Origin of the sequence: Alteromonas sp. Cnat2-8, from assembly GCF_022348355.1 — a bacterium.
Lineage (GTDB): Bacteria > Pseudomonadota > Gammaproteobacteria > Enterobacterales > Alteromonadaceae > Alteromonas > Alteromonas macleodii.
Genome location: NZ_JAKREX010000004.1, coordinates 557680 through 570270 on the forward strand (window position 1 = coordinate 557680; position 12591 = coordinate 570270).

Here is a 12591-nt window from a genome sequence, read left to right on the forward strand (position 1 = left end):
CAAAAGGGCTTCGACAAGCCAGCGTTTGCCTATTAACGTTGAAATTGCTTTAGTAACCCAAAAAGTACCATTGATTTGTTAACACCTGCGTGCTGCAGCGTTCTTACCGCATCAACACACGCTTCATAGCGTTTAAAATCAACAGCCTGTTGACGTTTTATGTATTCGTCATGGGCCATCTGTTGACACCACAATGCGATTTGAGGCGCATTGTCCTGCCACTTATTCGCAAGCGTTTGTACTTGCAAATTTGCATCGCCTGCTAAGAGCGCTTGCATACCATCGCTAAAATTGCGATAGCTAATGTCTTTTTCACCACTGAGGGCCTCTTCTACGCGAAGAGGAGCATAGCCATAAGCTGCCAGTAACGCTTCGCTTGCATCTTCTACGCCCTTAGCGTTTAAGTAGTTCAAACTATCTGACACTGACGGGAGTGAGAGTATCTGCCGTTCACATCGACTTAATATGGTCGGCATAATTTTATTGATACTGTCAGTGATCAGCAGCAAGAAGGTATTATTTGTGGGTTCTTCTAAGGTTTTCAACAGTGCATTAGCTGCCGCTTCCGTCATAGTATCGGCACGGGGAATCAACAACACTTTATTGCCCCCCATTTGCGCAGTACCTGATAGCTTACCAATGCCCTCGCGAATTTTATCCACACCTAACTGCTTTTCACTTTCTAAAACATGAAAGTCTGGGTGGTTTCCAGCTTGCCTCAAATGGCAACTTTGACACTGTTCACATGGCCCATTTATGCTTGGCTGCTTACACAATAGCGCATTGCTTAACCCAAACGCGAGTTGGTATTTTCCAATTCCCTTTGGCCCTGTCAGCAATAAACCATGGTGTAGTTTCTTTGCCATATATCGCGACAGTAACGTCGAGAACGTTGTAGCAAACCAAGGCATTACTTGCATTAACCTTTCCCCTGCTGGCTTTCGCTACTTGTGTTCGTCACATAGTCATTGATAATCGCAATCACGTCTTGATGAACCTTTTCCATAGGCTGCATTGCACTGACCACGACGATAGATTCATCTTGCTTAGCAAGAGACAAGTATTTTGCACGAGTTCGTTCGAAAAAGGCGAGCCCCGCTTGCTCAATGCGGTCAAGCTCCCCTCGCCCACGGGCGCGCTCTAGTCCAACCGCAGGCTCGACATCCAGATATAAAGTTAAATCTGGCTTAAACCCTTTAAGGGCGATATCGCTGATGGCCGACATTGTTTTTCCACTGACGCCCCGACCACCGCCTTGATAGGCTTGAGATGACAGGTCGTGTCTGTCACCTACCACCCACGCACCAGCATCAAGTGATGGTAAGATTTTATTGGTAAGTAATTGCACACGCGCCGCATACATAAGAAGTAGTTCAGTCTCCTCACTCACGGTCTCATCCCAGTCGTGTTTTACACATTCTCGAATGGCTTCTGCCATCGGTGTGCCGCCTGGCTCACGAGTTTGCTCAACGCGCTTTCCTGCACCTTTTAATGCTTGAACAATCAGCCCAATCACTGAGCTTTTTCCTGCCCCTTCAAGGCCTTCAACTACAATAAACTTTCCGCGCATTACTTTTTAAACTCTGTTTTTATTTAGCTATAACGTATCGGTTGTCTGCATCAATACGGCTATCGTTTTAACTGGTATTTTCGCACAGCTGCATTGTGTTCAGCTAGTGTCGTAGAAAATTGATGGCTGCCATCTCCCTTCGCCACAAAATAGAGTGCATCCGTTGTCAGTGGGTGCAACGCAGCGTGAATGGCGGCCTTGCCTGCCATCGCGATAGGCGTAGGTGGGAGCCCTTTAATAACATAGGTATTGTAAGGCGTTGCTGTTCGCAAGTGCTTACGGGTAATGTTTCCGTCAAACGTAGGACCGATACCATAAATCACGGTGGGATCAGTTTGAAGACGCATATTTCTGTTTAGCCTGTTGACGAAAACGCCTGAAATCATGTCACGTTCCGCAGGCACAGCCGTTTCTTTTTCAATGATACTCGCTAAGATAAGAGCCTCGTAAGGTGTGGCTAACGGCAGTTCGGCATCCCGTAATTCCCATTCGCTAGAGACAAAGTCAATTAGCGCGCGGTGTGCTCTTTTCAATACCTCGCTTGCGGTTGTGCCTTTGGTAAAGAAATACGTATCAGCCAAATATACGCCCTCTGTCTGCGAAACGTTTTCGCAACACCAATCTACACCATTATCCTGAGTGAGCTGGTTTAATTTCCCTTCATTTAAATCAAACACCAAATCTGGGTTTTGTTTAAGCGCCTCAAGCCACTGTGCAAGAGTTAGCCCTTCAACTAGACTCACTGCGAAGAGATGCTCATCGCCCTCAGTAAACAAGGTAAACACATCTACTAGTGACTGCCCTGGGCGCAGCATGTAGGTGCCAGACTTAACAGACGTACTGCCTGCAAAGAATTTGAGCCACACCTTAGCAACAAAGGGCGACACATCGGTCATGCCTATTTTACGCAAGTGTTTCACGGTACGATAAGCGTTACTGCCGCTCTCTATCGTAAATAAGGATTCACTTTTTAATGCTAGTTCATCGGTAACCTTGCTCGAGACATACATTACGCCAGAGGCTGCCCCAACAACGGCAAGCATGAAAAGAGATAATAGAATAACAATTACCCGCTTCATGCTTGAACTTCCCCTTTCTTCATTGCTTTACATTCCATTTTATTTCTTTTTACTACTAATCTGGTGAAGCTCGTAAAACGTTGACGAACCCCGTTGTGAGAAGTGCGTTTTAGTTAATTTTGAAGCGCAGTCTGAAGCCGTGTCTTTAGCGCTACAATCGCATCGCTTCTTACATCAAAATCGACATAAGAGAAATCCGGCATTTGTATTCTCTGTACCGGCATTACGCCCATTAGTGCATTGGTAATTACCACTGCACTCGCTTTTCGCAAATAAGAAAGGTCATATTCCCCCACGTGAAGCGAACAATTGTCGTTTAACAGCGAATCAATAAGACACTGCCTGACTACGCCATTGACACCGCTTCCCTTCAAAGACGGGGTATACCATTGTTCATTGAGGTAGAAAAATACATTGCCAGCACTCGCTTCAATAATGTTATCTTGGGTATCGCAAACAATAGCATCGTGTACGCCAGCGTCGTCTACTTCGTGCTTAATTAAGACTTGTTCTAGCCTGTTCATATGCTTTACACCCGCAAGCAATGGTTGAATGGCTAACCGCGTTTGAGCGCATATTACCGTTGCACCTTCATTCGCAAGACTATCGTAATGGACAGGGTAAGGGTGCTGGCTAAATCTGACTAATGCTTCACTGTCTTCGCTTCGCGCATACCCCCTTCCGGCTTGACCTCCCGACACGTGAACTTTTAGCACATATTTTGGAGAAGCGTTATCACCTGAACCGCTCTTTATCGTCTTAACCTGTTCAGCAATTGCGGCTTCAAGCGCGCGGATATCAATATTGAGCTTGATGGCTGCCGCATCGTGCTCTAAACGTGAAATATGATAAGGCAATAATTCTACTTGATGATCACTTACCAACAATGTGGTAAACACACCGTCGCCATAATTAAACGCCCTGTCACTTGATGAAATAGGCGTAGCGCTAGGAATAATTCTCACTGCCTACTCTTGTTCGCCGTTATTGTGGTTGTTGGAAGTATACCAACTTGCGTTGGTCAGACAACGTCTAGCTGAATTGATTTGGCTGTAGCTGTGCTCAAAGAGACCTGAGTTTTATGATATTTACTGTGAGATTTAACTGTATAAACAACAAAAGGCAGCCGAAGCTGCCTTTTAAATATACGTGAATTACACTTAAACAGCGATAATTACGCTATATTAGTTACGCCGTATTAGATACGCTTGAAAATCAATGAGCCGTTCGTACCGCCAAACCCGAATGAGTTACACAGTGCGTAGTCTTCATTGAATGCTTTTGCTTTGTGTGCAACAAAGTCTAAGTCGCAGCCTTCACCTGGTTCATCCAAATTAATGGTTGGCGGCGCCATTTTGTCACGCAGTGCCAAAATAGTGAAAATTGCCTCAACTGAACCGGCGGCCCCTAGCAAATGGCCCGTCATTGACTTGGTAGAGCTAACAAGTAGCTTGTGAGCATGGTCATTGAACACGCGTTTTACTGCTGCCACTTCCGCAATGTCACCTGCAGGCGTAGACGTACCATGTGCGTTAACATAGCCGATTTCGCTTGCATCCAACTTCGCATCATTTATCGCGTTTTGCATAGACGCTGCCGCACCTTCTCCATCTTCAGGTGGAGAAGTCATGTGGTATGCGTCGCCGCTCATGCCAAAACCAACCAGTTCTGCATAAATGGTCGCGCCACGCGCTTTTGCAGCTTCGTATTCTTCTAGCATTACCACGCCAGCGCCCTCACCCATGACAAAACCATCGCGGTCTTTATCCCATGGGCGGCTTGCTGCTTGTGGGTTGTCGTTGCGAGATGACAACGCACGTGCTGCGGCAAAACCAGCCATGCCTAGCGGAGTAATAGACGCTTCTGCGCCTCCGGCCAACATGGCATCAGCATCGCCATAAGCAATTGTTCTTGCGGCAATACCAATGTTATGAACGCCTGTTGTACAAGCAGTCACAACGTTTAAATTCGGTCCTTTCAACCCTTCCATGATAGACAAAAAGCCTGAGATCATGTTGGTAATGGTTGAAGGTACAAAAAATGGCGATACGCGCTTTGGACCGCTATTTGTCAGTTTCAAATGGTTTTGTTCAATTTGTTCTAAACCACCAATACCTGAACCAATAGCTACACCTACACGATGCGCATTATCTTGTGAAATAGTTAAACCAGAATCGACCAAGGCTTGCTTGCCTGCTGCTATACCCAGCTGGATAAAGCGGTCCATTTTCTTGGTTTCTTTCTTTTCAATGTATTCCTGCGGATCAAAATCATTAATTTGACCTGCGAAACGGGTTGAATAGTTACTACAATCGAAATGGGTGATTTCACCGATGCCGCTTTCGCCCGCGAGCAATTTGCGCCATGTGTCTTCGCTATTAAGACCTAATGGTGAAAGCATTCCAAGACCAGTAACCACTACGCGACGTTTTGTCACAAAAAGCCCTCGCTTTGGAACTAAGGTAGGAGATACAAAAACGGCTCTGTTAGAAGAGCCGTTTTGTCGCTACTTAAGACTTAAGCGTCTTTGTTAGCGTTGATGTAATCAATTGCTGATTGAACAGTAGTAATTTTTTCTGCTTCTTCGTCAGGAATTTCAGTATCGAATTCTTCTTCCAAAGCCATTACTAGCTCAACAGTGTCAAGTGAATCAGCGCCTAAATCGTCAACGAATGAAGCTTCTGCTTTTACTTCTTCTTCTTTCACGCCAAGTTGTTCAACGATGATTTTCTTAACGCGTTCTTCAATGTTACTCATAATTCTAGGTTTCCCTTAAACGTCACTAGATAATAAAAGTGCCGCTAGTTTATTTTGCAAGGTGCATCCTTGCAAGCACCAGTTTAAACAAATTTTCTGGTCAAACCAGCGACATTCGAAATTCGTAAAATACTATTTTTACATCCAAGTTCGGGTAAATACCACCCCAAACTAAGGAAAATTCGCAATTTTTGCGAATTTACCCCATATACATACCACCATTTACATGGATAGTTTCGCCTGTAATATAGGCTGCACCATCGCTTACTAAAAAGGCAACAGTGGCTGCAATTTCATCAGGCTCGCCTAATCGGTTAGCCGGAATATCTTTGAAAATGGCTTCTTTTTGGTCATCGGTCAGCGCTTTTGTCATATCGGTATCGATAAAACCAGGCGCTACAACGTTGATGGTAATACCACGAGAAGCCACTTCACGCGCCATAGATTTAGAAAAACCAATGACCCCTGCTTTCGCTGCAGCGTAGTTTGCCTGTCCGGCATTACCTGCACTGCCCACCACTGAACCAATATTCACGATGCGACCAAAACGCTTCTTCATCATACCGCGAAGTACCGCTTTTGACAGTGTGAAAATTGAGGTTAAGTTGGTGTCGATAATATCCTGCCACTCGTCATCTTTCATGCGCATTAGCAGATTATCACGTGTGATACCGGCATTATTGACCAAGATATCGATACCACCATGTGCTTCATTAATCGTTTTAATCGTGGTATCTACGCTTTCTTTGTCGGTGACATTTAGCGCAAAGCCCTTGCCGCCGAATTCAGAAAGATAATCGCTGATCGCTTGTGCACCATTTTCACTGGTTGCTGTGCCGATAACCGTAGCACCTTGCTGTGCAAGCTGCGTAGCAATCGCTTTGCCTATACCTCGGCTTGCGCCGGTAACAAGCGCAATTTTACCGTCTAATTGACTCATTGCGTTTCCTTATTGTTTTAATGCTTCAACACCATCAGGTGTATTAACTGCAAGAGATTCTAGGCTCTTGTCGATACGTTTGTTCAATCCAGTAAGTACTTTACCAGGACCTACTTCAATAACGCGCTCAACGCCCGCTGCCGCCAAGTATTCAACAGTACGCGTCCATTGAACGGGGCAATATAGTTGTCTCACTAATGCGTTCTTGATTGCATCACCTTGGGTTTCAATAGTGACATCAACATTATTCACGATATTAATTGCAGGCTCATTAACGTTCAATGACGATAACGCGTCTTCTAACTTGTCTGCTGCAGGACGCATTAACTCACAGTGTGAAGGAACGCTTACCGCAAGAGGAAGTGCGCGCTTAGCGCCCGCTTCTTTACACGCATTAGCAGCTTGCTCGGCGGCGTTCTTTTCCCCTGCAATAACCACTTGGCCTGGAGAGTTGAAGTTAACTGGTGCAACCACATCGCCTGTAGCAATAGCAGTTTGCTGACAAATATCCGCAATGGCGGCATCGTCTAATCCGATAATGGCATACATGGCACCCGCACCTGCTGGTACAGCTTCTTGCATGTATTTACCACGGGCTTCCACAAGCTTGATAGCATCAGCAAAATCCATGGCGCCGCCACATACTAATGCTGAATACTCACCAAGGCTGTGACCCGCTAGGTAATCTACATCGATGCCCTGCTCGCGAATAACACGCCAAATTGCTACGCTAGCAGCAAGCAACGCTGGTTGAGTGATATGGGTTTCATTAAGTTTACCGTCTGTATCATTTTGGACTAAATCCCACAGATCGTAGCCGAGCGCGTCAGAGGCTTCTTTAAACGTTGCTTCGATAATCGGAGAAGTCTCAGCAAGTTCCTTTAGCATACCTACGCTTTGAGAACCTTGTCCTGGAAATACACAGGCTGTCTTTGTCATGTCGATTCCTTATTATTTTTAATTTACTAGAAGCGAGAAAACGTCGGAGTTGGAGTGCCCCTTAACGAGGCAAATATCACCAAGGCAAATATCTGCAAGGCTAATAGCGTACAAGCGCCGATGCCCAAGCAAATCCGCCTCCGAAGGCTTCTAGTAATAAGTGCTGTCCGCGTTGAATGCGCCCGTCTCTGATAGCTGTATCAAGCGCTGTAGGCACAGTAGCAGCAGAGGTATTACCATACTGCTCTAACGTAAGCACTACTTGATCAAGAGACATATTCAGCTTTTTAGCTGTCGCTTTAATAATTCTAAAGTTTGCTTGGTGAGGTACTAACCAGTCAAGATCAGATTTTTGCATACCGTTGGCAGCAAGGGTTTGTTCTACCACTTCTGAAAGCTTGGTTACCGCAACCTTAAAGACTTCATTGCCACGCATCACCCCCCAGTTCTCGTGAACCGACTGCTCGTCACCTCGGGTTGGATTACCCACGTAAAGCAAATCACCGTGAGAGCCTGATGCATTGATATGTGTGGAAAGAATGCCAGGTTCATCGCTAGCTTCAATAATCGTTGCACCCGCTGCATCGCCAAACAAGATAACCATGGTTCTATCTTCAGGGTTTATCAAACGGCTTAAACAGTCGGTACCGACAACAAGAATACGTTTCGCCATTCCCGACTTAATGTATTGATCGGCAACACTTAACGCGTAGCAGTAACCTGCACATGCAGCAGCTACGTCAAAGGCAGGGATGCCGTCAATATCAAGAATGCGTTGAATTTCACATGCTGTGCTTGGAAGCGCATAGCGACCACTTGTGGTAGCGCACACAATCATGTCGATAGATTTCGGGTCAATGCCAGCCATCTCAATGGCTTTCTTACTGGCTTCTGCCCCCATGGTAGCAGCGGTTTCATCTGCTCCAATAATACGTCGCTCTTTTATCCCGGTACGGTCAGTGATCCATTCGTCACTGGTGTCCACCATTTGCTCTAAATCTGCGTTTGTACGCACGTCGCTGGGATAATAGCTACCTGTTCCTATAAAGCGTGAATATTTGCTCAAAGCTGCTCCAACAATACCGTTTCTATCTTTGTCTTTATCTTTTCAGGTAAATGCATCTTTGCTTCTTTCATTGCTTGCACGATGGCGTAATAAAAGGCGTCTTTTTGTGCATTTCCGTGACTCTTGATAACAATGCCGCGCAATCCTATCAGACTCGCACCGTTATACTGGTCGGGGTTCACGCTGTTATAGATAGATTTCAGTAATGGGAAGGCAATTTTTGCCAATAATCGGGTATAAAAGTTCTTCTGTGACTGGCGTTTTACTTCGTTTATCACTAACTTAGCCAGCCCTTCGCTCGATTTAAGCGCTACATTTCCGGTAAAACCGTCTGTTACCACTACATCGGCATGATCGGTGAAAATGTCGTCGCCTTCTACATAACCAATATAGTTTATGCCTGGCGCATCTTTAAAAAGCTGATCGGCAGATTTTACCTGTGCGTTACCTTTAATATCTTCTTCGCCCACGTTCAACAAGGCAACTCTTGGCGATTCAATCCCCGCCACCTCTTGTGCAAGCACTGAACCCATAACACCGTACTGGAAAAGTATTTCAGGCGTACAGTTCACGTTTGCGCCTAAATCCAAAAGAAATACGTTATGGTGCCCTGTCGTAGGCATCATATTAATAAGTGCGGGCCTATCAATGCCTGACAAGGTTTTAAGCAAATAGAACGATAAGGTAAGCAGTGCACCGGTATTACCTGCGCTTACGCATGCGTTTGCCTCGCCACTTTCGACAAGTTCAATAACGCGACGCATAGAAGAATCTTTTTTGTTTCGTAGCGCTGACGTTGGCGCTTCGCCCATCTCAACGACTTGTGAGCAATGCACAATAGTAACGCGGTTGCGTTCAGCGTTGGTAAGGAGCTGTGTACCTGCTTTGATGGTATCTTCATCACCGCATAACGTGAAGTGCACGTCTGGGTGAAGTTGAATAGCCTTTACGGCTGCGGGAAGGATAACAGGGGGACCATGATCGCCCCCCATGATATCTAACGCGATGGTTAGTTTAGACAAAATGTAGTCGCCGTATTACGCGCCGATTACTTTCTTGCCTTTGTAATAACCGTCAGCGGTCACGTGGTGACGACGGTGAGTTTCGCCCGACGTTGAATCGACAGACAAAGTCGCGCCTGTCAATGCATCGTGTGAGCGACGCATACCGCGCTTAGAACGCGTTTTACGATTTTGTTGTACTGCCATAACTTACTCCTGGTCTCGCTTAAGTTCTTTCAAAACCGCGAAAGGGTTTTGTCGCTCTTGTTCCGGTTCAATCTTTCCAAACGACATATCGTCTTGCTTCACTGTACACTCCGACTCTGCATGAAGGGGCACAATTGGCAAAGATAACAGTAGCTCGTCTTCAAAAATTTGAAGCAGATTAACTTCTCCGTGGTCGTTGACCTCTACCGGTTCGTAAGCCTCGGGAATGATGTCATCGCTTTCCTGTTCTTCTCCCTGCACTGGAGTAAAACAGAATTCCGCTTCCACGGGATAATCGAGTTCACCATTACACCTTTGACAGATAAGTGTTACCTGCGTGGCTAAATGGCCGTGAAAGACAGTAAGACCCTGCGCGTCTTTTTCGAACTGTACTTCTGCGTCCACATAGTCATTGCATCGGACAACTGCTTCACTCAATCGTTCCATATCTTTAGACGCAATCACGCCCCGGTAATCGGAACGTTTCATGGCACTTTTAGTCGGTTCAACCGAATGAGGGAGTTTCACTTTCTGCATAGGGCGCGCATGATATAGGGTCAACCCCTTCCTGTCAAAGCAAAATTGCGTTTTAACCTACAATAAAACGCTGTATGTGGTACGCAGTGATAATGTAACATTGTACTACTAACTGAAAGTACGCAACATATTGATTTTATAAAAGGAGTAATTGTGGCCTCCCTTGTTCTAGCCTCATCATCGCAATACCGAAAAATGTTACTCGCCAACATTGGTATTCAGGTAGACAACCACGCACCAGATATTGACGAAACGCCCTTTGCGAACGAAAGCCCTACTGCATTGAGTTTACGTTTAGCCGAACAAAAGGCGCACAAGGTTGCCGCTGAATTAGAAAAGGTAAATAGCGACACCATTATTATTGGTAGCGATCAAGTAGCTTTGGTACAAACCGATGCAGGCCCGCAGCTACTTGGCAAGCCTGGCACGTCAGAAAATGCTGTAAACCAGTTGATGGCATGCCAAGGTAAGCAAGTGTCATTTTATACTGCACTCTGCCTTCACCAGCCAAGCGCCAATAAAACGATAACACAGGTAGATGAAACACGAGTATTCTTTCGCCATAACAGTGAAACTGCCATTCGCGCCTATGTAGACAAAGAGCAGCCACTTGATTGTGCTGGCAGTTTCAAAAGCGAAGGCATGGGAATATTACTGTTTGATAAAATAGAGAGCCGTGACCCTAACAGTTTAATCGGCCTTCCTATAATGCTGTTAAATGAACTACTGGGCGCGCACTTCAATGTCGATTTATTAGCAATGGCTGCACAGTAAGCCACTAATTCTGTCAGAGCAGCTCTATCAAAGCAGTGCTACAAACCAGCGCTATTTGAATAGCGCTGTTTCTAGTTCACTTATAGAGTGTACAAGTGCAACAGGTAACAACGCTTCTAAATGAACCTGCGCATGTACACCGTATGACACACCTATCCTATCCATACCAATCGTTTTCGCCATTTGCATGTCGTAGGTTGTGTCACCAATCATCACGGCGTCTTCTATTTCATAGCCCAGTTCATCAAGTAATTGTAGGAGCATGTCGGGCGAAGGCTTTGATTCTGCCTCATCGGCGGTACGTGACGCACTAAAGAAAGGTCCCGTCCCTGTTTGTGCCCACGCTCTATCAAGACCGCGGCGCGCTTTACCTGTCGCAACGGCCAATGTGCATCCCGCTTCTTTCAAATTGCTAAGTAACTGTTCAACGCCATCAAACAAAGGGCACGGCGTTGTATCGCGAGTGACAAATGCCTCTTTATAGGCGGCGACTAAACGTTCGGCTAACTCATCGTCTTTGATATTAAAAAGCTGTTTAATGGCAGGCTTTAAACTTATACCAATAATGTGACCTACTTCATCGTAGGTAGGAACAGGCATATCACACTGCTTTGCAGCAAGCTGCATGCAGCTAACAATTTTTGCCGCCGAATCCATGAGCGTGCCATCCCAATCGAAGATAACAAGTTTGTACTTAGGCAGTGTTTTATCTAACGAAATGAAAGGCTGTGTTTCCACAGCCTGTTTTTTTGAATGCATAACTTACAGCGCTTTAAGTGTATTTGAGAGTGTGTCGTCTAATGGCGCGGTAAATGTTACGCGCTCTTCAGTCGCTGGGTGCAGCAGTGAAATACTGCGAGCGTGAAGGAACAGTCTGTTCAGTCCTTTTTGGCGCATTGCCGCGTCGAAATCCGCATCACCGTATTTTGGATCACAAGCAATAGGATGACCCGCATGCAAACAGTGAACGCGAATTTGGTGGGTTCTACCTGTAATAGGCGACGCTTCGACCAAGGTTGCACCTGCGTATTCCTCTAATATGCGATAGCGAGTTTCTGACGGTTTACCATCGTCGCTTACACTTACCATGCGCTCACCCGATTGCAGCACATTTTTACGAAGCGGCGCTTTAACTTTAAATCGGGTTTTAGGCCACTCACCTGCAACTAGCGCATTATATCGCTTGTCCATTTTGCCAGTGCGAAGCTGCTCATGCATGTGGCGAAGGGCAGAACGTTTTTTAGCAATTAAAATGCAGCCCGACGTGTCACGGTCTAATCGGTGTACCAATTCCATAAATTTGGCATCGGGACGCAAGGCTCTTAAGCCTTCGATTAAACCAAAACTCAAGCCACTTCCTCCGTGAACTGCCATTCCCGATGGCTTGTTGATAACAAGTATACGGTCGTCCTCGAAAAGGATATGCGACTCTAATGATGCAATTTTATCGAGCTTTGGCGATGGCGCAGGCGCACCTTCCGACACGCGAACCGGTGGAATTCTGATTAAATCGTCGGCTTGTAACTTATATTCAGGCTTAACACGACCTTTATTCACCCGCACTTCACCTTTGCGTAAAATGCGATAAATCATGCTTTTCGGCACACCTTTTAGCTGGGTGCGCAAAAAATTATCGATACGTTGACCAGCCAAGTCGGCTTCAACCGTTACAAAACGTACTTTTTGGGGAGCTTCTTCTTTCATAGAAGCATTATACCCTA

15 protein-coding genes are annotated in these 12591 nt (G+C 45.8%); 1 reads left to right on the forward strand and 14 read right to left on the reverse strand.

Features of this window, described 5'->3' with window-relative positions:
* Window positions 1-32: 32 nt before the first annotated feature.
* The 12 genes from holB to yceD all read right to left on the reverse strand — a co-directional run bounded on the left by holB (window position 33) and on the right by yceD (window position 10096).
* Window positions 33-920 carry a DNA polymerase III subunit delta' gene (holB, locus tag MHN00_RS13325; RefSeq protein WP_239301418.1) on the reverse strand — a complete coding sequence of 296 codons (888 nt, stop codon included), beginning with the start codon at window positions 918-920 and terminating at the stop codon, window positions 33-35.
* Complete coding sequence (gene tmk, locus MHN00_RS13330) at window positions 920-1570, reverse strand: dTMP kinase (RefSeq protein WP_014949218.1); 651 nt, start codon at window positions 1568-1570, stop codon at window positions 920-922. Before tmk ends, holB begins: the two co-directional genes overlap by 1 nt.
* Window positions 1571-1629: 59 nt before the next feature.
* The gene (gene mltG, locus MHN00_RS13335) at window positions 1630-2649 is read right to left on the reverse strand and encodes an endolytic transglycosylase MltG (RefSeq protein ID WP_239301419.1); all 1020 of its coding nucleotides are present in this window, start codon (window positions 2647-2649) and stop codon (window positions 1630-1632) included.
* A 113-nt stretch (window positions 2650-2762) separates the two neighbouring features.
* A complete protein-coding gene (gene pabC, locus MHN00_RS13340) occupies window positions 2763-3614 on the reverse strand; it encodes an aminodeoxychorismate lyase (RefSeq protein WP_239301420.1) in 852 nt (283 codons plus the stop codon).
* Window positions 3615-3847: 233 nt separating this feature from the next.
* A complete protein-coding gene (fabF, locus tag MHN00_RS13345; protein WP_014949215.1) occupies window positions 3848-5086 on the reverse strand; it encodes a beta-ketoacyl-ACP synthase II in 1239 nt (412 codons plus the stop codon).
* Between the two features lie 80 nt (window positions 5087-5166).
* Window positions 5167-5406 (reverse strand): acyl carrier protein, encoded by a 240-nt coding sequence (gene acpP, locus MHN00_RS13350; RefSeq protein ID WP_012518211.1) that lies wholly within the window; start codon window positions 5404-5406, stop codon window positions 5167-5169.
* A gap of 199 nt (window positions 5407-5605) precedes the next feature.
* Complete coding sequence (fabG, locus tag MHN00_RS13355; protein ID WP_014949214.1) at window positions 5606-6346, reverse strand: 3-oxoacyl-ACP reductase FabG; 741 nt, start codon at window positions 6344-6346, stop codon at window positions 5606-5608.
* Window positions 6347-6355: 9 nt separating this feature from the next.
* Window positions 6356-7285: an ACP S-malonyltransferase gene (fabD, locus tag MHN00_RS13360; protein ID WP_014949213.1), complete on the reverse strand. Its 930-nt coding sequence runs from the start codon at window positions 7283-7285 to the stop codon at window positions 6356-6358.
* A gap of 100 nt (window positions 7286-7385) precedes the next feature.
* Window positions 7386-8351: a beta-ketoacyl-ACP synthase III gene (locus MHN00_RS13365; RefSeq protein WP_014949212.1), complete on the reverse strand. Its 966-nt coding sequence runs from the start codon at window positions 8349-8351 to the stop codon at window positions 7386-7388.
* The gene (gene plsX, locus MHN00_RS13370; protein ID WP_239301422.1) at window positions 8348-9373 is read right to left on the reverse strand and encodes a phosphate acyltransferase PlsX; all 1026 of its coding nucleotides are present in this window, start codon (window positions 9371-9373) and stop codon (window positions 8348-8350) included. The genes MHN00_RS13365 and plsX overlap by 4 nt, the downstream gene beginning before the upstream one ends.
* Window positions 9374-9388: 15 nt before the next feature.
* Window positions 9389-9559: a 50S ribosomal protein L32 gene (rpmF, locus tag MHN00_RS13375; RefSeq protein WP_012518206.1), complete on the reverse strand. Its 171-nt coding sequence runs from the start codon at window positions 9557-9559 to the stop codon at window positions 9389-9391.
* Window positions 9560-9562: 3 nt separating this feature from the next.
* On the reverse strand, window positions 9563-10096 hold the full coding sequence (gene yceD, locus MHN00_RS13380; protein ID WP_014976324.1) for a 23S rRNA accumulation protein YceD: 534 nt from the start codon (window positions 10094-10096) through the stop codon (window positions 9563-9565).
* 153 nt (window positions 10097-10249) lie between these two features.
* Between yceD and MHN00_RS13385 the strand changes: the two genes are divergently transcribed.
* Window positions 10250-10870 (forward strand): nucleoside triphosphate pyrophosphatase, encoded by a 621-nt coding sequence (locus tag MHN00_RS13385; protein WP_039229658.1) that lies wholly within the window; start codon window positions 10250-10252, stop codon window positions 10868-10870.
* Between the two features lie 51 nt (window positions 10871-10921).
* Here MHN00_RS13385 and MHN00_RS13390 read toward each other — a convergent pair whose 3' ends face one another.
* Both MHN00_RS13390 and rluC read right to left on the reverse strand, forming a co-directional pair.
* Window positions 10922-11629, reverse strand: a complete 708-nt coding sequence (locus tag MHN00_RS13390; RefSeq protein ID WP_039229661.1) for an HAD-IA family hydrolase — start codon at window positions 11627-11629, stop codon at window positions 10922-10924.
* Between the two features lie 3 nt (window positions 11630-11632).
* A complete protein-coding gene (gene rluC / locus MHN00_RS13395; protein WP_014979112.1) occupies window positions 11633-12574 on the reverse strand; it encodes a 23S rRNA pseudouridine(955/2504/2580) synthase RluC in 942 nt (313 codons plus the stop codon).
* Window positions 12575-12591: the final 17 nt, after the last annotated feature.

What these genes read in the sequence shown, in the direction of transcription:
- holB (WP_239301418.1), bottom strand. Translation starts at nt 920, where the DNA reads ATGCAAGTAATGCCTTGGTTTGCTACAACGTTCTCGACGTTACTGTCG.
- tmk (WP_014949218.1), bottom strand. Translation starts at nt 1,570, where the DNA reads ATGCGCGGAAAGTTTATTGTAGTTGAAGGCCTTGAAGGGGCAGGAAAA.
- mltG (WP_239301419.1), bottom strand. Translation starts at nt 2,649, where the DNA reads ATGAAGCGGGTAATTGTTATTCTATTATCTCTTTTCATGCTTGCCGTT.
- acpP (WP_012518211.1), bottom strand. Translation starts at nt 5,406, where the DNA reads ATGAGTAACATTGAAGAACGCGTTAAGAAAATCATCGTTGAACAACTT.
- fabG (WP_014949214.1), bottom strand. Translation starts at nt 6,346, where the DNA reads ATGAGTCAATTAGACGGTAAAATTGCGCTTGTTACCGGCGCAAGCCGA.
- fabD (WP_014949213.1), bottom strand. Translation starts at nt 7,285, where the DNA reads ATGACAAAGACAGCCTGTGTATTTCCAGGACAAGGTTCTCAAAGCGTA.
- rpmF (WP_012518206.1), bottom strand. Translation starts at nt 9,559, where the DNA reads ATGGCAGTACAACAAAATCGTAAAACGCGTTCTAAGCGCGGTATGCGT.
- yceD (WP_014976324.1), bottom strand. Translation starts at nt 10,096, where the DNA reads ATGCAGAAAGTGAAACTCCCTCATTCGGTTGAACCGACTAAAAGTGCC.
- MHN00_RS13390 (WP_039229661.1), bottom strand. Translation starts at nt 11,629, where the DNA reads ATGCATTCAAAAAAACAGGCTGTGGAAACACAGCCTTTCATTTCGTTA.
- rluC (WP_014979112.1), bottom strand. Translation starts at nt 12,574, where the DNA reads ATGAAAGAAGAAGCTCCCCAAAAAGTACGTTTTGTAACGGTTGAAGCC.